General features: G+C 43.5%; 16 protein-coding genes and 1 tRNA gene. 10 read left to right on the forward strand and 7 right to left on the reverse strand.

The window, feature by feature from the left end:
- Positions 1-130 precede the first annotated feature (130 nt).
- The 3 genes from ACO6VE_RS17430 to ACO6VE_RS17440 form a co-directional block, all read right to left on the reverse strand.
- Positions 131-487 (reverse strand): hypothetical protein, encoded by a 357-nt coding sequence (locus tag ACO6VE_RS17430; RefSeq protein WP_422443945.1) that lies wholly within the window; start codon positions 485-487, stop codon positions 131-133.
- 120 nt (positions 488-607) lie between these two features.
- Positions 608-946 carry a high-potential iron-sulfur protein gene (locus ACO6VE_RS17435; protein WP_101746178.1) on the reverse strand — a complete coding sequence of 113 codons (339 nt, stop codon included), beginning with the start codon at positions 944-946 and terminating at the stop codon, positions 608-610.
- A 104-nt stretch (positions 947-1,050) separates the two neighbouring features.
- Complete coding sequence (locus ACO6VE_RS17440) at positions 1,051-1,377, reverse strand: EutN/CcmL family microcompartment protein (RefSeq protein WP_422462596.1); 327 nt, start codon at positions 1,375-1,377, stop codon at positions 1,051-1,053.
- A gap of 28 nt (positions 1,378-1,405) precedes the next feature.
- Between ACO6VE_RS17440 and ACO6VE_RS17445 the strand changes: the two genes are divergently transcribed.
- Positions 1,406-1,636, forward strand: a complete 231-nt coding sequence (locus ACO6VE_RS17445) for a hypothetical protein (protein ID WP_422443943.1) — start codon at positions 1,406-1,408, stop codon at positions 1,634-1,636.
- A 133-nt stretch (positions 1,637-1,769) separates the two neighbouring features.
- On the opposite strand, the gene ACO6VE_RS17450 is transcribed toward ACO6VE_RS17445, so the two are convergent.
- A complete protein-coding gene (locus ACO6VE_RS17450; protein WP_422462534.1) occupies positions 1,770-2,645 on the reverse strand; it encodes a protein kinase domain-containing protein in 876 nt (291 codons plus the stop codon).
- Between the two features lie 189 nt (positions 2,646-2,834).
- Positions 2,835-3,377, reverse strand: a complete 543-nt coding sequence (locus ACO6VE_RS17455; RefSeq protein WP_422443939.1) for a nuclear transport factor 2 family protein — start codon at positions 3,375-3,377, stop codon at positions 2,835-2,837.
- 149 nt (positions 3,378-3,526) lie between these two features.
- On the opposite strand from ACO6VE_RS17455, the gene ACO6VE_RS17460 reads away from it, so the two are divergent.
- From ACO6VE_RS17460 to ACO6VE_RS17485, 6 genes are all read left to right on the forward strand, one after another.
- A complete protein-coding gene (locus ACO6VE_RS17460) occupies positions 3,527-3,934 on the forward strand; it encodes a winged helix-turn-helix transcriptional regulator (RefSeq protein WP_422443937.1) in 408 nt (135 codons plus the stop codon).
- Between the two features lie 224 nt (positions 3,935-4,158).
- Entirely contained in the window at positions 4,159-5,943 is a 1,785-nt protein-coding gene (locus ACO6VE_RS17465) for a hypothetical protein (protein ID WP_422462536.1), read from the forward strand.
- Between the two features lie 251 nt (positions 5,944-6,194).
- Positions 6,195-6,461: a hypothetical protein gene (locus ACO6VE_RS17470; protein ID WP_422462538.1), complete on the forward strand. Its 267-nt coding sequence runs from the start codon at positions 6,195-6,197 to the stop codon at positions 6,459-6,461.
- 250 nt (positions 6,462-6,711) lie between these two features.
- A complete protein-coding gene (locus tag ACO6VE_RS17475; protein ID WP_422462539.1) occupies positions 6,712-8,289 on the forward strand; it encodes an LDL receptor domain-containing protein in 1,578 nt (525 codons plus the stop codon).
- A gap of 171 nt (positions 8,290-8,460) precedes the next feature.
- A complete protein-coding gene (locus tag ACO6VE_RS17480; RefSeq protein ID WP_422462541.1) occupies positions 8,461-10,203 on the forward strand; it encodes an ankyrin repeat domain-containing protein in 1,743 nt (580 codons plus the stop codon).
- Between the two features lie 164 nt (positions 10,204-10,367).
- Positions 10,368-12,419, forward strand: coding sequence for an ankyrin repeat domain-containing protein (locus ACO6VE_RS17485; protein WP_422443927.1), 2,052 nt, complete (start codon positions 10,368-10,370; stop codon positions 12,417-12,419).
- Between the two features lie 943 nt (positions 12,420-13,362).
- On the opposite strand, the gene ACO6VE_RS17490 is transcribed toward ACO6VE_RS17485, so the two are convergent.
- Positions 13,363-14,499 carry a hypothetical protein gene (locus ACO6VE_RS17490; RefSeq protein WP_422443925.1) on the reverse strand — a complete coding sequence of 379 codons (1,137 nt, stop codon included), beginning with the start codon at positions 14,497-14,499 and terminating at the stop codon, positions 13,363-13,365.
- 71 nt (positions 14,500-14,570) lie between these two features.
- Here ACO6VE_RS17490 and ACO6VE_RS17495 point away from each other — a divergent pair, with 71 nt between their 5' ends.
- The 3 genes from ACO6VE_RS17495 (at position 14,571) to ACO6VE_RS17505 (ending at position 18,467) form a co-directional block, all read left to right on the forward strand.
- The gene (locus tag ACO6VE_RS17495) at positions 14,571-14,789 is read left to right on the forward strand and encodes a hypothetical protein (protein WP_422443923.1); all 219 of its coding nucleotides are present in this window, start codon (positions 14,571-14,573) and stop codon (positions 14,787-14,789) included.
- A 602-nt stretch (positions 14,790-15,391) separates the two neighbouring features.
- Complete coding sequence (locus ACO6VE_RS17500; protein ID WP_422462543.1) at positions 15,392-18,205, forward strand: ankyrin repeat domain-containing protein; 2,814 nt, start codon at positions 15,392-15,394, stop codon at positions 18,203-18,205.
- 186 nt (positions 18,206-18,391) lie between these two features.
- Positions 18,392-18,467: transfer RNA gene (locus ACO6VE_RS17505), tRNA-Thr, on the forward strand.
- Between the two features lie 277 nt (positions 18,468-18,744).
- Here ACO6VE_RS17505 and ACO6VE_RS17510 read toward each other — a convergent pair.
- The gene (locus tag ACO6VE_RS17510; RefSeq protein ID WP_269672357.1) at positions 18,745-19,164 is read right to left on the reverse strand and encodes a hypothetical protein; all 420 of its coding nucleotides are present in this window, start codon (positions 19,162-19,164) and stop codon (positions 18,745-18,747) included.
- Positions 19,165-19,242: the final 78 nt, after the last annotated feature.

A 19,242-nucleotide genomic window follows, 5' to 3' on the forward strand; every position in this document is an offset into this window, starting at 1 on the left:
AAGGGCGTGAACTCCGGCCTCATGTATTGTGCCAATCACCCTTCGATACTTCGACAAGCTCAGCACTCAGGATGAACGGAGATCGAGTCCAAAATGTGGAAATTATTTCGGGGCAATTCCTTACTACAGATCATGGCTTGAGGTGGTTCATAATAATGGCGAGTGTCTCTTCAACCTTGTCAAACCGGTTATCAATGTTATTGAGTCGGTTATCAATGTTATCGAGTCGGCTTTCAATCTTGTCGAGCCTGCTTTCAACTCTATCGAGTCGGTTTTCAACCGTATCCAGACGATTTTCAATCCTGTTGAAGCGTTCACGGTTTTCCAGCTGGTGGGCATCCACCTTTTTGTTGAGTGTTTCGATCGCTATTTCTTGCCGCACACTGTGCAGGAACAGTTTTTTAATATCATTCTGTGAGTTTTTAACGCTGATCTCTATTTGATGAATAGCATTCCAGAGCGCATCACTGTCTTTATCGTGGTTCATAAGGACAACTTCTGATTATTTTTGATGCGTTGAGAATAGCAGAGAATTACCTCGTTCCCGGGTTTCTTTGAAGGAACGAGGGTGTGGGTATTAGTGGTGTTCTTTACTAACTCAACAGCATCAGGCAGGTTTTGGCACCCAGGCTTTACACCATCCTTCCGGTTCTACGGAGTTTGCCGGAAAAAGCCTGCAACCCTGGTTATCCGGGGTATAGAGCGCGCAATTCTCACACTTTCGTCCTTCCTGGTAGCCATCTATGGATTTAGCGTCTGCCTGTGTCTTCTTATAGGAAAGCCCTATTGCGGTAGGGTTGGACTCATCAAGTGCGGGGAGCGCATCAGCCCGGGCCTGGCGGCTGGGAATATTAAGAAGGGGAATAAGCGCGGAGGCTGCGGCCAGTTGTAAAAACCGACGCCGGGTGGGGCCACGCTTTTCAGAATCGAATGGTTTTTCAGACATGGGAGTACCTCATCGTACTTTTATGTTTTTTAAACCTGATAGTATCAAGGTTTAAAACTTTTCTGTTTATACGAGTAGGTATATCTCACGGATCATGGGGGAAATCAATCAGAAACGAAGTCGTGCAGGTTTTGTCGGGTAATCAGGCGGCTCACCTCCATATTATCGACAATGCCAACAATCGCTGCGTCAACCGGGCCTTCGCAAGGGTTTATAGCTTTTCGGGCAGCACCACCTCTGGCGACCAGGACGAGGTCACCTATGCCGACACCAACGGTATCAACGGCCACCAGTGACTGGCCGATTTCCTGCTCGCAGGGATTGATCAGCTCAACGATCATTAATTTGAAGCCACTGAGACCATCCTGCTTGGTGCTATCTAATGAAGAAGCCCATAAGCGCCGACCTTTTATAGATTTTCTCTCAAAGATTTTCTATATTCCAAGGGGTTTTCAAAGAATGGATGCATCTGTAAATGGAACGCCAAGTTTTATTGCTTCTTCAGTAAAAGATAAATTCAAAACTGGAAGTGGTTCAGATACGCTTGAAATATTAATCACTTACTCAAGCATAATCTTAAATCAGAGCACTTCTGCTGAACGCTATTTTATACAGGATGAATGTCTCCCGATCACTGCATTACAGCAGTCCGGTGTTAACCCGTTCATTGTCAAACAGATATTTCAATAATCTTGGGCTGCCATAACTGGCAGCAAGATGAAAACAAAGTAATTTGAACCACGATGCTACGTGATCTATATGGCTCATAGTGTGAAAGGAGCAGAGTCATAAAGCTCTGCTCTATCCCGGTTATAAGGCAGCATCAAATCATACGCATTGGCTTTAACGATGGTGGTTTTTCAAAGGGTGAGGATCTACCTTCTAACTCTAATATGTATTCATTTAATTCACTAAAGCTTGTTTTTAACTCAAACATCTTTAAAATCATTTCCGTTTCACGTCTTGTTAGAACACTCTGCCAATTATTTTTGCTTAATAATGGAGTGGAGGTATTGGCTTCACGACAAAAAGGTTGACATACTGCTCTCTGATTTGCAGATTGGATTGCTTTGCACTTATGAGAAAATTTTGATGCTATTTTATAAAGTATGTAAGAAAGTGACCTTATTCTTTCTGGATCACTATCTATTTTTATTTTATTATTAAAATCTGATATTTTGAAATGACAATCTTTAGAAAAATACAGTGTATTAGAATCATCTAGATCCACATAATCTATAAGGTCTTTCTCTCTTATATATAAATATCCTGCGATAATGTTTTTGAAAATGTGAGCAATTTGATCAGGTTTCAGGGTGATAGAGTCTATACCAAATAAACCTATCATGTCAGCCAAGTCACAGTCAGCCAACTCTAATGCGATATTATATGGATAATATGAGGTTGCTGTGTCCTGAAAACCTAAAAGACGTACTATGTTTGTATGGGGGTTAAGTTGTTTCAAACATTCAACTTCATAGCATCCTATATCTTTTTTCGTTCTTTTTATTGCAATATATTCATCGGCATCCTGTTTTTTAGCAACAAAGCACTTGCCATTTGCTCCTGAGCCGATTAAATGCATCACCTTGTAATTTGAAAATTTAAATTCGAGTGCTTGACTTTCCTGGGAAGTATTAACTTCTCTACTGCTTCCAATGGGTGATTTTGCTATCGCTAGTGAGCTCTGGGCTTGCATATATTTACCTGTATTACAGCAAATGGAAAAATGACTTTTCTAGTCAAGAGATGGATAAATTTCTACCTGCCAATTTACGAAAGTACTCCGAGTGAAATTCTTATAACAACAACTTCTTCGTGTGGACTGCGCCGAACAAGCGGGGGTAGGTACTTAATGTGCAACAGTAAGCACCTATATAATGTAAAATCAGAAGACGCCGTTATTGTTCTTAATATCGCCACCGTTAATTAGAGAGTAAAGTCGCATAAAGCCGTCCAGTGCTTGAATTGAGTCCCAGTGCTCAACGATCCTGCCATTTTCAAGCCGCCAAGTATCAACAATATTCATTCCTTTTTTATCATTACCCCTGTCTTCTTTCTTCAAAGTAGCATGTGAGTGAAAAATTACGTAATTACCATCAACATAAATATGCTTCACGTCATAGGTGTAATCGGGATAATCCTCAACAAACTCTTTTAAAAAGCCAACCAGGCCAGTGACTTTATCAGGTAAATTACGATTGTGTTGAACATACGAGCTATCGTTATACTTCTCGAGAATGTAATCAAAATTATGGTTATTCATCAGATTTTGTACGAAGTCCGTAATTAAAGTAGCATTAGCCAACTCTTGCTCTGTCCAATCATTTTTTTGTAAAGATTGCAGGTTTATAATCAACTCGTCTGCATTACCCGCAGGTGCAGTAAGACTTACCAACAGTAGCAGAGTTGATGCAATGGTCTTCCACATATAGTGCTCCTTCCAATGTCGTTGGTTGTTCAGCATGTTATTTGAATATCATGGTATATATTAGTAACCTGCTCTACAAGAAGGTACCAAAATGTCATCTAGGCACATTTTGGTAACCCTCTGACCTATCTTGGCAAAAGGGCTGTGGTATGACTGTAAAATGCGAAAACAGAGATAAAGACAAAAAGCGGGTATTTTATAACACCGAAGACTGTCCTATTCGTAATGTTGTGGCTCAGATAGGCGACAAATGGTCAGTACTCATTTTATTTGCACTGGTCGAGGGTCCTGACAGGTTTAACTCTATTAAATACAGAGTAGTAGGCATCTCACAGCGTATGCTTACTCAAACACTCCGAGACCTTGAGCGAGAAGGTTATGTTACCAGAACTGTATACCCTGAAGTGCCAGTAAGAGTAGAGTACGAGCTTACCAGAATGGGCAAAGATTTAGTAAAACCCCTGTATCAGTTGGTTTCCTGGGCGGAAAAGCATCATGATAAAATAAAGCGTTCGCGCAAAGTCTATGATGCTAAAGTTAATGTCTCAAGCTATTAATGTTCAAAATGCAATAAAAGATGGGACTTATTAATGAACGTCCAAATACACGGACTTGCTGCATTCTCGTACACACGGAACAAGGAGCGTGATGACCAGGGTTCAATGGTAATAGCCTTTGCAAGAGCTGTGATGGCGATATCGATTGGAATAAAAATACAGGGAACCTGGTTGAAGAAAACAGGTCAAACAAACACGTTGACATTGAACTCAGGTATTTCAATATGAACACATTATCAGGAACACTGAATCGTGATACACCAATGCCTGAATTTGAACGTGTCTATCCGTATCCACCGGCTCTGATTCTGGATCCTTCCAAGCAAAAAAAGTTTGCCTGTTTATATTCAGAGCCAAGGCCACATATTCTTTCCGATCCTTATCAGCTGCCATGCGGACACATTATTTGTAAGCCATGCATAGAAAAAAATATTAAAGACAGAGAGATAACCTGCCCCCTGGCTGAATGTAACAGCCGCATAAATATAAAAGATATTTTTGTCGATGCAGCTTATGCGAGGGAGATCAATGGTCTTATTGTCGAGTGCCTGGAACCACAATGCAGCTGGAAAGGGGAGTTTCAAAATTATCAGAAAGTTCATGTCTATAACTGTAATGGACCAACATCAAAAAAGTATCTGACAGAAGAAATAAAATACTTAAAAGAGCGATATAAACACAACATAAAAATACAGCCTGAAAGTAACACTGATTCAGACGCCTTAAAGGAAGAACTGGAGAATACGATTCAGGAAAATAAGAGGCTGACAGAGCAAGTCCAGTCACAAAGCCAGAAAATCAAATTACTTGATGTGGAATTGGAAACAGCTAAATCTGAGAATTGCTCATTGTCAACCGTCATAAGCACAATTGTTAATGACCAACAATTGTCCGTACGTTCCGGATATGACAGCCATACCTCCAACATCGAAACGAAAGCCGGACCGCCGAAGGTCAAAATGGATAATGTATCAAAGGTGGTTCCACCGGCAACTGTCGCTCAACCATCTGCATCAGCAGGAGTTGGGGATGTTGTCTATTCATGGCAATTTGATCATGCTGAAAACTTAAATAAAACGGGTGGGGTAATACAGAAGAGTGAGCCATTCCAAATCAACAACCATACCTTTCAGTTGTTATTAGTGAAACAAAGTCATGAATACCTGTCTTTGTATGTTCGTGTGATCAACGGAGGCAATGATGGCAAAGCCGAATGGCCCTGCAGTGAATCCATGAAATTTATTATGAAAGATCACAGCAAACATAAGAAAGACATTATAAGGACGATTCATCTATCAAGAGCTCCGGGTGAGTGCCGAAGATCCCCGGGGAAGACCCCACATCCTCTCGTAGGCTTTAAAGAATTTTGCAGTCTGTCCAGTTTACAACCCCCGAAGTGGGATTATCAATCCTGCTTTTTGGATTCCAATAGCGAAACAACGATAGATGTGCTGTCAGCCGCTCAGATTAAACCCAATTTTTTAAATTCACCATACGACGTGATCGAAGGTAGCGGCCTGATCAGCTGGCCCATCCGAAATTGCAAACAAATAGTTAACGGTACCCGACACAGTGATCATGTATTACATAGCCCGGTTTTTTATACGTCAGATGAAGGATACTGCTTCAAACTCATTCTGGATTTCGAAGGTACCTACCAATCAAATCATACCAGGGCGACAGTTTGTGCACAGGTTATGCCAGGCAAGCATGACGAAAAACTGACCTGGCCGGTATCCGGAGGAATAAAGGTTTCACTACTGGATAGAAGACATACCATCGAAGACCATCAAAAAAAGGACATATCAACTGTTATACCAGTGAACTCGAAAAATAGAGTGGTACAAGTTCAATCTTGTTATGACGAACATCAAGCACGAACGGTAACTGTAGATTTCTTTACTTTAATGATGCTTAAATCGGATCAAAAGGATCTTGGCAAACCTATTTATAAATTTAATGATGAGATTGTCATAAGGGCCGAGTATATTCCGTTTGGACTTGAGTAGTCGAATGCTCAAATGCCCGAGGGTCTTTGAAAGCTGTATTTCCATACTTGCAAAGATTGAACCATTCAATGATTCAACGGTCAATATTATCAACTCAGTTTCTCGTTGACTGCCGGAGGCTGGTAAAACACGGAAATCTACAGTGTATTATTATCCAGCAGTCAGGTTCAGAAAAATGACTACTCCGCTTTGTTGGTTATTTTATAGAGAAACTGTAAACCTCCAGAAACCCAATCAAAGAGTCCATTGATATGCAACCTCAAAATAATAACGTTTACAGTTTTGATATTATCTATCCAGGTGTTGGCAAGCCCGAATTAGTTGGCGCTGCTGCTGGTGGTGTTATTGGTTGCTGTGCAGGGTATGCGGTTGAAGGGTGTATGATAGGTGCATTCCTGGCCAAATTATATGGAGATTCTCTGAGCGAACCTTATCGGATAAATACAGGAGGAATAGGATACAGCAACAGAACCATAACTCTGCACATGCCAACCATACAACGTATAAACAGAGACTAATTGAAGATAAAAATTGGGTGTTGTCAGGGCCTGTTGCTGCTTCGCTGCGTGCTCAGCTTTAACGATATTAAATATTTGCGGCAAGTATTAGAAAAACATCTATTTTACTGCCATAACCCATGGATTGGTTAGCCTTTGGCGACTGACCAGAAAGGCGCTCAATAATCAACAGTCCTGTTCTGGTAACTGCACATCATGCCATGGGTATATTTGCATGGAGGGATGATCTGTCTATCCAAAAGGTTATCAAATGAAAATTGATTCTTCCTTACCAAACGCATTCAACCCTCAAACCATGGCCGCACAAACCTCTAAGAAGGCAGGTCTCAGTGTTTGCCAGGGGTATATCCGGTGTGGGAATGATTTGGCGCAGAAGCATGAACACAAACCGATCGTTGACTATCAGGTAAGGCAACTTGCCGGTGTTGCCCTGAAGGCAGGCACAATTTTGATGCGCCGTGCGGCAGGTTTTGCTTTCAGCGAGGTGATGAATTCACCCTATGTTGGTGCTGTGGCACCGGGGCTAAAACAATCAATGCTGTTTTTTGCGGCTTTGTATAATCAGCAGCAGATGGCTCAAGCGGAATCCAGATCCAGTCAATTTCACTCAACCTTACCTGCAACAACTACCCCTGTAACTACTGCTATCGATACGGAATTGACACCCTCAACCTTTACAACTCCTGGCCAAACCAAAACGCCAGAAGCAATAACAGCTTCCGTTCAAACCCCGACATCCAGCCAAACAACAACGTCTGCACAAACAACGACGTCTGCACAAACAACAACGCCAGAAGCAATGACAGCTTCTGCCTCTCCCCCGACGCCCGACCCAACCACAGAGCCTCAGGCGGCATGCGCAGATGATCAATTCACCTGTGACAATGGCGAGTGCATCGGTAAGGAGCATCAATGTGATGGAAGTAAGGGAGTGCGTTATATGGATTGTGAGGATGGCTCCGATGAAGACTACTGCACACCGGATGTATGTAACCAATTAAAGCGGTTTATTTGTGCTGACGGCACCAAATGTATTTCGTTAAGGTTTCAATGTAGTGGACTTTCTGGTGCGAACACGCAATGTGATGATGGCTCCCATCTAGATAACTGCACAGAGGATGTATGCAGCAAGTTAGGGCGGTTTATTTGCAATAACGGTGAATGTCTTCCTTCCTATGTTATATGCGATGGAGATTACGATTGTGCTGATCACTCGGATGAGCGGGGGTGCAGTACTTTTACAACACCAGCACAAACCACAACGCCCGAACAACTCGCAACGTCGGAACAATTCACAACGTCGGAACAATTCACAACGCCCGAACAACTCACAACGTCGGAACAATTCACAACGCCGGAACAACTCACAACGCCGGAACAACTCACAACGTCGGAACAATTCACAACGCCGGAACAACTCACAACGCCGGAACAACTCACAACGTCGGAACAATTCACAACACCGGAACAACTCACAACGTCGGAACAATTCACAACCCCCACACAAACCATTCTTGAAACCAGTTCTAACTATACAGAATTTGAACACCCGACAGACACCTCCAGCGAACTCTCAGCCTATGCCTTGTTCGCTATACCCGCTGTCTTGGCAGTGGGAGTCGGCTCGTATGCCCTTTGTGCCTATGCAAGCTATAAGGCCATTAAGCGGGCTGTTCCGACATTACCAGCAGGGCAAGCGTTATCACGATCACTCTGGCATCCCTTGTCTTTCCGGCAGTCCCAACAGCAATTGGCGGCTGTAGCAGCCCCATCAATTGGCTCTGATAAAACAAAGGAAGTACTTGAAATGCAGCAGAAACTTGTTTAGCAGGAAAAATCAGAATGAGTCAGTAAACAGGAAAGACTTGATTATTCCCGTTTTTATACCAGACTCGGCTTCTGGTCATATTCGGGAGACAGCCAGTATTTTTTTAACGGACTTTTATGAGTGAACATTTTTAAATGAAATGTATAAAAAACGCACTTTAAAATATTTACTATGACTTCCGTCACTCCTGAACATCTCAAGTTATTCACGCCCACTGCTTCATCCGTTCTGGTCTGTCACCACCTGTCCATGCAGCCTTGCACTGCCGAGGTATTCAATGGTCGTCAGTTGGTCGTGTGCGAGAACCCCAATACACGACTCATCCGTTCCTCTGATTGTCGATGCGATACGCTGTTTCGTGATGATGCTGACATTCAGGAATTAGATACGTTGTTACAGAACCGGAGTGTTGATATTCATGCGAAAAAAGCCCGGTATATAACCCGGACTTCAGCGTTTGGGCCCCGAGAGATGGTGTATTGGCGTTCTCCGCTGAAAGAACTTAACCCAAATATACTGGAGCAACTGCAATGGTATCTGAGTAAAGAGGGGGTTGATATCAATCAGCCCATCAACCAGGCGCAGCAAACCCTGTTGCATCAGTTCTGTAAAGCGAGCTGTCTCTATCACAGGGAGCCGGAAACGCTGCACCCTGTGCATCCTGATACGGTGGTGAAATTGCTTTTGAGCCGTGGGGCCTCACTGCTTCCTGATCGCGCTGGTAACACACCATTACACCTCGCCTGCAATGTTGGAGCTACCCCGGAGCTTTTGGAAATATTGCTGGAAAAGGTCAATGGCAGCCCGGAAATCCTTGATGCAGTTAACAACGACAGGAAAACAGCCCTGTCCGAGGCGCTCAGTTCATCAGCATGGGTTGGTATAGCGGTGCTTCTGTTGCGCTCGGGAGCCAGTATCGGTGACGCCGACAACAGGTATCATTACAGTCCGCTTCATGCAATGATCGAAAATCAACAGCTTACCAGTGAAAAACTGTACTTCCTTACCCGCTATGGGTTAGATATCAATAACTGCTTCAGTGAAGGCATACTCCCTTTCAATGAGTTTGTCAGGGATATGTATTACTGTAACTTCTACTTTGATTCCGATGTACTTCTTTACCTGTTAAAGGAAGGGCTGACCCTGAACCGCCTCGATCGTTATGGTCAGTCCCTGCTTTCCATGTGTTTCGATGTTTTTGCCGGAAATATCGATTATTATCGAAAGCTTGAATTGTGTGCTTTTGTCTTGAAAGCTGCCTATAAATACCATTTTCCAGGAAATATTGATGCTCTGAAAGGCGCGGTTTCGGATGCATTAATGGAAAAACACGCAAAGGATATCTGTAAACTGTTAACAAGTTTTTCGGATGTTTTTTATCTCATTGATAACACCGTCGAAATCATTGCCAGCAACTTGAGTAAGCAAAATAAAAAGAAATTGGAAGGGTGGTTGAAACAAGTCAGAGATATTTATCCTCCGGATAGGAGCCTTCGTCCTTTTGTCTACCAGCCCTGTGAACATTTTGCGCACTCTTGTAAAAATTCTTTCATGCGTCATATGGACGCTGTTTACAATGCGGCAAGCACCGATTTTGCCGGGGTTGGGTTACTGGAATCAGATCTGGATTATTTTGAATCATTAGCACTAGAGCTAGAGATTAATGAGAAATCTGATTGTGATGATACTGAAGACCATCAGGACAATCATTCAGTACGATATTCAGATATTCATTTATATGACTGGCTTTTTGACTGTCGGTTTGCAGCATTACGTCAACTGCTTTTGTCACATAAAGAAATTCATAAGACTATCAGTCAGTATAAAAACAAGCTCGTGGGTGAATTATCCATTGACAATAAAGAGAAACTTGATCAATTGCTCAGGGAGACTACCTTGGTTGGTGAGTGTTAAGACCCATTAAAATTCTCTACTGTTTTGTCCTCAGTCAGTGCAGGGTTTGAGAGTTGTCTGAAATGGTCATGTACTTGAATGAATGTTTTCAGGGTGATTTGCAGAAGTCTCTCCATAACGGTTGGAGAGCAACGAATATCGTAAAAAATTTCCAGAGGTATTCAATGTACACACAGGCTTTAAACATTCTCAAACATACAAGACAACTCACCAACAGCCAATTTTCAGCAATGGCTGCCAACTCACTTCGAAATGAAGCCGGTAACAAATTGTTTTCGGGGCGGGTTGTTTTTGGGCAAGCCATACAAAGCCTGCATATGTCGGCCCGCTCTGAACGGCGTGATTTTTCTGATGATCAATACAGGCCAGGGAATGAGTGCGACCATGTTGAGATAAATATCCGGGATGATTCGCCATTTCCAGACAACGGTGATCATTACTGTGAATTTATCAACGACAAGAAGTCGGGAGCTAATAGTTACAGCCGCTTTGGAGGACCAGTTATGCGTTCAGTCACCCCTGATGATCTCAAGGCATTCAAGCCCATTGCATTACCCGTCGTGGTCTGTCACCACCTGACACTGGAGCCTAAGACGACAGAGATATTTAATGGACGTCAGGTGATTGTGTGCGAAACCCCGGGTACATGGTTAATCCGTAGCCCTGATTGCCAATGCAATACTCTCTTTCGAGGCAATGCTGACATTCAGGAACTGGATACGCTGTTAGAGAGCAGGGGTATTGATATTCGTGCGAAAAAAGTTCAGCACATAACCCAAGCTTCGGCGTATGGGCCCGATGATACCGTGTATTGGAATTCTCCACCGCGAGAAGCCGATCCCAAAATACTGGAGCACCTGCAATGGTATTTGAGTAAAGAAGGTGTTGATATCAATCAGCCCATCAATCAGGCGGGGCAAACCTTACTGCACCAGTTTTGTCGAGCGAGCTGTCTTCATTCACGCAGTGGTGGACAAAAGTACACAACGAATCCTGATACCGTGGTGGAATTGCTGTTGAGCCGTGGTGCCGAACTGGTTGCTGATCGCTTTGGTAACACGCCATTACACGTTGCCTGTCAAACTGGTGGTGCCTCCCTGGCGCTTATGGACAGGTTACTGGAAAAGGCCGGTGGCCGTCAGGAAATCCTAGACGCCGTGAACAGCAGTGGGAAGACAGCACTGTCAGAAACGTTGAGCTTAACGTCATGGGTCGGTCTTGCTGTGCTTCTGTTGCGGGCTGGAGCCAGTATCGACAACGCTGACAATCGTTACGAAAACAGTCCGCTTCATGCAATGATGGCGAGTCGGTTTCTCGACAGTGAAAAAATCAATTTGCTGACCCACCATGGGTTAGATATCAATCAACACACCAGCGAAGGAAAACTCCCTTTCAATGAACTGGTGCGGAACATTAAAACCTATTACTTCTATCGTGTTTCTGACACGCTTCTCTATTTGATAAAATCCGGGTTGCATCTGAACCGCCTTGATCATAATGGCCAGTCCCTGCTTGCCACATGTTTCAGTGTTTTTGAAGATCATGGTGAATATTTTCGCAAGCTGGAATTGTGTTCTTATGTCCTGAAAGCCGCGTATAAATACAATTTTCCGGGAAATATCGACACTCTGAAAGGCGCTATTTCAGATACGTTAATAGAAACCCGGGCAGGTGATATTGGAAAACTGTTAACCAGTGATGCGGATGTTTTTTATCTGATTGATAACACCTCTGACGTCATTGCCGACAATTTGAGTGCGCAAAATAAAATGACACTGGCAGCGTTGCTGGCAAAAGCCAGAGATATGCACAGTCCGGATATAAGTCTTTACCCTTTCGTCTACCTGCCCCGTGAACCTTTTGCCCACTCATGCAAAGATTCCTTCATAAGCCAGATGGAAGCTACCTATAACGCACCGAGAAGTGATTTTGCCAGGGTTGGGTTAGATCCAGAGTCGGATGATTCTGCCGTACGGGACAGTCATGATTGGGGCGAATCCAATTGCCATGAGACAGAGGACTCTGAAAACAACAACTCTATTCACCATTCAGACATTAGATTATATGACTGGCTGTTTGAGCATCGGTTTGAAGCATTACACCAACTGCTTTCGTGCGATAAAGGGCTTCATAAAGCTATCTGTAAACATAAACTCAGTCTTGCAGGTGAATTATCGGCTGATAATCAGGAAAAGCTCGATCAATTGCTGCTGTAAACGGATTCGATGGGTAAATATTAACTAAAATTTAATATTTTCAGGTTATTGTATTGTTATTAATGCATGATGAAGACCTGCTTATTTTCTGCTTGGTCAAAAGCTGGTCAACCCTGAACCGGGTCTCAGCAGTGACTGGTCGATCATTCGTGCATTATTAGTGGGTATTTATTGATGTAGATCAATTCTTTTGCTTCGGTAAATACGTAGCATGAGCTTAATCATTGAGTGTTTGCCGAAGTCGGTAACGATTGTTTCGGAGCCTGGTAATAAGAACACCAAATACTCACTCTCTGTCTAAGAATAAATACCACCCCAATAATAATAAAAAACGCAAACAGCTGATGGTTCAGCACTTGCAGCCTTGTCTCTGGCAAGGTTTTTTATTATGTGATACGGGTACTTGCAGTGCCCGTATTCAGGCGATGATACGCCAACGCAGGAACAGCTGCCTCAAATCAAATTAACCCGTTTTATCGACTAGTAGTTGATTACTTTTGTCAGTCATTTTGATTGGTTCCGGTTTTCGAGTGTACTTATGCACAACGTCTGAAATACCGGGTTGTTTGGTTTCAGGGCCTATATAAAAGAAGGAGCGGTTACCAGTGGCAAATGTCTTACACGGAGTATGGGAATTCCCTGACTGTAAATGATAAGTAAAAGCCTCAAAATGGAAGCCGTCAGTTGAGACAGGAGGTCAAAGCAGCCAGGAAGGTGGATGGCTGACAAATCAGGGATGTGACATGGCAGGGAGCCAGTGGACAGGATGTCCGGATTTTCAGGATGAAGGCTGGGCAGGGACTTTAGTCGGGCAGGATGCCTAACGACAAGAGTCCATAGGTAAAAAAACAGATCCGGGATGGGTCTGTTTTTGTTTGTGCCTGGTATTCTTCGACTCCGCTTCAGGGTGAGTGGAGATCAAGTTCTGAACCGGGAAATTAATTCAATACTGTTCCAGACGCATAGCCAATTCTTGCCATTGCTCCGGGGTAAGACGGGTAAGCTCATTTCTGGCCCTGGCGACAAAATCCCCGTAGGGCTTATCTCGGATTGAGGCAAGTTCCTCTGCGGCTGGTTCACCCACTTTTTTGTCATTCACCGGAGCCATGATTAACAATCCACTCATTTCAAGACAGCCATAACTCTGCTTTTCAGGCACATATTGAGGATTAACATTGGCATTTTGATTTCTGGGAAAAATGAAAGAGTGCAAAGAGTTATTATCGTCTACCCAATAGACCACGTTGTAGCCGCCAGTACCGCAGACATCGCTTTTGCTTAAGTATTTCAGAGTATTATTAAAGACTTGCGCAAATTCAGCAGGATTCTCACCCGCGATATGAATTCCTGAAAAATGTGCCGTGTTATGGGCTTGATCACCGGTCATCCAACGGATCGTGGTTTTCCCATGCTGTATTACCGGCAGGTCAGCCTCCAAAGAGAGTTGTCCGTTATACAACGCTTTTCGCAGGGGCAAATTCTCTTTCATTGCATGGATATGAAGATGCGGCTGTGAGTTTCCCCTGTAGCCACTATGGGCAAACGTATAGGCCGGTCCCATGGCTGTTGCCAAATCAAAGAGCTCTGAACTTTTAACAAATATGTTACTTTGATCAAGATGTTCTGTGGGTTTTATCAACCAGCATTCGGAACTGTAAGGCCGGAAATTGGAAATGATGGTCATGCCCTCGGTGTGGATTTTCAGTAGCCTGGAATCGTTATTGCATAATGCACAGGGCTTTCGCGGGTGACTCTGCCCTTTGTTATTTTCAAATGATCCCTGAATGGATTCATCGAATGTATAAAGCCTGTTAGGAAAGGATCTGAATTTCAGATAAGGGTTATCTTGTACCAGGCCACCCTCACACAGCAACTGATTACACAGAGCGTGCTGTGCCTGACGAGCCATTATCTGCAATACAGGGTTGATCTTACACGGGTCGTCAGGCGTTATGATCTTGACTGAATCGACTGCCTGAACATGTTTGTCGATAAATGTAAGGATTTCCTGATAAGTAGTATCTTTCAGATCGTGGTAGTTATCAGTATTTGGTATAAAAAAGTGTTGAGCAATGTTCATGCCCACCTCCTTGTTGGCTGCCTAATACCAAACCATACCGAGTAAATGAAAGGTTAAAAATAACAAAGTGGTTGGCAATACTAACGGCCTTAAATGCTTTGATGGTTCGCAAGGTCCTGCTTGACGGCACGAGAATTTCTTTAACTTTTGAGGGTATGAATGCGCTGCAGCATGCCATCGGGCAGATTTTCACTATCAATACAGCAGACCTGCTAAAATACCTTACGATGGAGCACCAAACATCAATGAAGGGCGAGCGTATTAAACAAGATGCAGTTTTGTTGTACTGATAATTGCCACAAAATAGAGGGGTATCTTTTTTTCTTTCTAGAATGAGAGCTTTTAAGTGGTTTTCTGACATAAATTCCTTAATATCTACCCTAAGAAGTGGTTAGGAATTGTCTTTTAACAAGTTCCCGATTTCCGTTCACCCTGAGTGCTGAGCTTGTCAAAGTATCGACGGGGCGTGCCAACGAACTTCGATACTTCGACAAGCTCAGCACTCAGTCCGAACGGAGTCAGGCAATGAAAATAGGTAAGTTGTTTCCAGACAACTCCTTAGTCGGCCCTAGCGTTCATCAAAAAGAAAAAACACCATTAATGTAGCAAGATCTTTAGGAGAGTTAGAGCAATGCAGCCTGCCGGGGGAATAACACCGATATTACCTAATCCCCCGGGGGGGATTGATACAACCACCAGAGTTCAAGTTGAAAAGGACAATCCCCAAACGGGTGTAGAAATTAGCATACCCTCTGCCCAGAGCATGTCATTACCGCGTGCGGAAAATCCAGCGCCACCAGAGAGTTTACACACCAAAAGAATGGTAAAACTAAACCAGGTTCACCCTATTCTTAGTCACCACTCTGCCAAATCCTGTGATAAAGAAGCATTTTTGGAATCATCTGATCAACTGACGACACATCAAATGGTGATGGATATACCAGGCCTGCCATTACTTTCAAAGGAGGCTTCATGGGATCAACACAACCATCTTTATAATTCATCCCTGGACCTGATAAACCTGATAAAACAGGGGGATACAGACAAAGTAACAGAGTGCATTACCAATAACCCCTTTTCCCTGGCCATTGAAGATGCAGAGGGTAACTCCGTCCTGCATCTGGCCGTGTTACACGGCCATGAACACCTATGCCGACTGTTGGTTGATCGAGCTCAACACCTGTGGCAGGCAACCAATGACAACGACGAACGACCTCTGCATATTGCAGCCAGAGCAAAACAAAACAATTGTTTGAACTTTTTATTGAATAACTACCCCAACTTCTTAATACTGCAAAATACACTGGTGTATCCTGACAAATCAGGACTAACACCGGTACACTTGGCGGCTCAATACGGAAATAAAGCTGGTTTAATGACCATGTTGGATTATGAAATTGGCAAGTATTTGTTGTCCAAGCCTGATTCCCCTATTTGGGTTGCGATAAAAAATGGGCACATAGAGTGCGTGGCCGTTATTCTCCACTGTTTACATAGTGGTGGTGCTTTTTATCAATCATATTGCGCTCTTCGCTATGCTGTTGAGTGTGGCCAGTTGGATTGTGTCAAATGGCTTGTACATAACTATCCAGACTCTTTCACCCCGAGAGATCCTGATTTAAAAGGCTTAAGTTCTCTGACCCAATTAGCGGTAAAACATGGCTATGATGACATTTTACAATACCTTCTTGAGCAACCGTTCTTTATCAAGCGACTGACGAAAATGGAATATGCTGCTGAATTTAGCAGTAAAGAGAATGGAGTCTGTGCAAAACTGATCAGAGATGCCCGGGAGAAAGTGAAGCAACCTTTTCGTCCGGTAAAGAATTTTGATAAAACACTATTCCAGCAAACCTGGCAGCGGGAAAAAAATAAGATTGCCAATAAAAATACCATGGTAGAAAAGCAAACCTTACGAAAGTATCCGCACCCATTATTGGATCACATGGATGACAGCTTGTCCGGAAGTGCATCGTCCACCGAATATCTGTCACGGGCTAAAGCTTTAATAAGCGCATTGCCGGAAATAGGGGTTTATGTACGTTGCCCCGTCTATAAAAATAAAAATGAAGAACAAGGTCGATTCTGGGCCATGGGTGATGCCACGGCATCTGTCGAACTGATTAAGGCCCTTGTTGCTTTGGGTGCAAAAACGATCCATGCACAACTGTCACCACCGGATGACAGTGACTTTATTACACGACAAAGATTTAATAGTGAAGAGCAGATAAGATATGTCAAGAAACAGCGTATAGCGTTATCCAAGCTGGCTTACTTACTGCCGGGAATAAAGATTAGACTGGGCATTCAGGAAATTTACATAGACGACACCAAAGTTATTATTTCCAGCTGTAACCTGCGTGGTGAGAATAAAATCAATGCTGCCGTTACCCTCTCCTTTTTCCAGGCCGAAGCAATGTACCGAGAATTAGGCTATGTGCAAGAGTCCCATATTAGTTTAAAACCCTATCGTTTTTACTCTGAATTTGAAGCGATGTGTCTGGATACCGATACATCAGTTACAAAAAATAATAGCGGCCAACTCCTATGGTCACTGCTTTACAACTTTTTCTTGTCCATTTTCGCTTATATCAATAACGACAACAGTTCAATGCCCGACTGTAATATCCACCCTTTGCATCTACCGGTAAACTCCATTATTCCCAGTGGTGATCTGCAACCAAAAGAAGCTGAAATATCGACCGAATCCCTCGATAGCCATCAACTGACATTAGTCTCTGCTATTAACCAGCTTTGTGATTTATCCACTAAAGGGAAAATACAAACCGCTGTAGTTTATGGTTTGCATCATAATGCACTGCGCCACTTTAAAAAAACGATATTAACCAATTGGCTTGGTGCTATAAAACTAAACCAGGGTCAGGTAACGGATGCTCTCCCGGTGGTGGTGACCACCACCACCAGCGCTTTCAGAGATGAAGACAGGGCAGAAAATGGCAAGAGTGTGCTAAGCGAAATCGCGAGAACCGCAGGTTTCACACTGATTGACTTTCGGGACCAGCAAGACCGGGCCTCTCTGATGGCGGCAGGCAAGGGCCAATTGCTTCTGTGTCTTATGCCCAGTGTGCCAAGGCAGAGTTTCAACAAACTGGTGCAAAGCTCCCGGTTCCCGGTGTTAAGTGAAGGTGCCAACCTGACCACGACCCTGTTGCAAAATGGCCAACCTCATCTTTCTCTCCTTCCCTACGGACAAACGCCAGTGGCCCAGGACATGGGAGTGCCGCTGGAGGCTTTAAAGGCCATGGCCTTTTCCTGCAAGTTGCAGATAGAAAAGAATGGAGCCGAGATTGAAGTCCTGAAAAAATTGTCAGACCTTGCCAGGAAAGGCGGCTACGCAGAGGCACTCTCTTATACCGACAAGATAAAGACCAAAGACGTTGAAAATGGACCTTTATGCTTTGTCTGGAATGATCCTCAACCCTCACCTTTGCAATTGCGACCAGTCACCATTATGAGCCTGTTACAGAAAGGAGCAAAACTGGGCAGTATTGAAAAAAAAGCGTTACTCGAAGCGCTAGACCCTTCCGATAAAGCCCTGGCCGATTATATCAACAGCTGCCTGGATAAGGACTCAATCACAACCCATCACTTCCGGCTGCAGCAAATGCATGTAAATAAGCCTTTTAACAATAAGGTGGTGGCAGCGCTGCTCCAGTTTGGACGCTATAAAAAACTGCTGGCCTGAGAAAATTCCATTGAAAGGATGGATTAGACATGAACCGGCGGTATTCTCAGCTGTTAACAGCTCCCGGGCTCCTCCTTCGAACGCACAGCAAAATAGTGGCTTTAGGGTTGGCGACAAAATAAAGATCAGAGTACACATGGAAGTTGACAAACACACCCGGCATAAATATTATTCACCTCGTTCCTTGCCGGTATAGCTCAGTTGGTAGAGCAACTGACTTGTAATCAGTGGGTCCCGAGTTCGACTCTTGGTGCCGGCACCATACACAGCAAAGCCCGAAGCGTTAGTAAGCACTTCGGGCTTTTTGCTATCTGAGATTTACTATAGGTATCACTATAGGTTATTAGCCTGATACCCTATAGCTCCGTTATTTATCCTTCCCCAGAGCATAATTTCTGTACCCATTACCGAACCAGCATGTCGTTGGTAGATCAATAACTTTGAGAGTTGCAAAGAAGGTGATGCGGGTAAGAAACCTATAGTGAATAGTTCGTCAATACTATAGGTTTATGTCGATTTGGTGAGCGGGATTATAAAGATCAACCGTCTACGGCTTCCATTTCAAGAATAAGTTCCCCTTCCGTTTGCTCTGGTTTATCATCCGTTTGCTCAACCTTTTCACAAATACCATCAATAGTAATACTCTCTATTTGTCGCTTATAGCGATGATACTCACCCATCCCAGCAGGTTTGAAAATCAAAGAGCATAAAATCGACAGCCCCTGACTGTCTTCAGCCATAAACTGGATGCAGGGGTATTTCTCATTATCACTGTCCGACGATGAGAAGTTTGCTAACCCGGTAATTGTCTCATTGTCGAAGAAAATTCGTTGTACGAGTTTCAGATTCAGCAAAAAATCATCAAATTCTTCTAATGCATCAGGCCCCTTGGGGTCTAACCCATCACGATAGTACACCCCACCATGTTGACGGATACTCAGAAAAAATTGCTCTGCCATAACTGTTCACTCAAGTTGTGTGAAGTAACCTATCAGACTAGGGCAAAAATAGGTGCTATCCAATCTCTGGAAGTTCAG

The organism is Endozoicomonas sp. ALB115, from assembly GCF_049310245.1.
GTDB lineage: Bacteria > Pseudomonadota > Gammaproteobacteria > Pseudomonadales > Endozoicomonadaceae > Endozoicomonas.

Bases quoted from the DNA above. Each gene is read 5' to 3' on its own strand.
- ACO6VE_RS17470 (WP_422462538.1), top strand. From the start codon at position 6,195: ATGCAACCTCAAAATAATAACGTTTACAGTTTTGATATTATCTATCCA.
- ACO6VE_RS17460 (WP_422443937.1), top strand. From the start codon at position 3,527: ATGACTGTAAAATGCGAAAACAGAGATAAAGACAAAAAGCGGGTATTT.
- ACO6VE_RS17430 (WP_422443945.1), bottom strand. From the start codon at position 487: ATGAACCACGATAAAGACAGTGATGCGCTCTGGAATGCTATTCATCAA.
- ACO6VE_RS17510 (WP_269672357.1), bottom strand. From the start codon at position 19,164: ATGGCAGAGCAATTTTTTCTGAGTATCCGTCAACATGGTGGGGTGTAC.
- ACO6VE_RS17450 (WP_422462534.1), bottom strand. From the start codon at position 2,645: ATGCAAGCCCAGAGCTCACTAGCGATAGCAAAATCACCCATTGGAAGC.
- ACO6VE_RS17475 (WP_422462539.1), top strand. From the start codon at position 6,712: ATGAAAATTGATTCTTCCTTACCAAACGCATTCAACCCTCAAACCATG.
- ACO6VE_RS17445 (WP_422443943.1), top strand. From the start codon at position 1,406: ATGGATGCATCTGTAAATGGAACGCCAAGTTTTATTGCTTCTTCAGTA.
- ACO6VE_RS17435 (WP_101746178.1), bottom strand. From the start codon at position 946: ATGTCTGAAAAACCATTCGATTCTGAAAAGCGTGGCCCCACCCGGCGT.
- ACO6VE_RS17485 (WP_422443927.1), top strand. From the start codon at position 10,368: ATGTACACACAGGCTTTAAACATTCTCAAACATACAAGACAACTCACC.
- ACO6VE_RS17490 (WP_422443925.1), bottom strand. From the start codon at position 14,499: ATGAACATTGCTCAACACTTTTTTATACCAAATACTGATAACTACCAC.
- ACO6VE_RS17465 (WP_422462536.1), top strand. From the start codon at position 4,159: ATGAACACATTATCAGGAACACTGAATCGTGATACACCAATGCCTGAA.
- ACO6VE_RS17455 (WP_422443939.1), bottom strand. From the start codon at position 3,377: ATGTGGAAGACCATTGCATCAACTCTGCTACTGTTGGTAAGTCTTACT.
- ACO6VE_RS17480 (WP_422462541.1), top strand. From the start codon at position 8,461: ATGACTTCCGTCACTCCTGAACATCTCAAGTTATTCACGCCCACTGCT.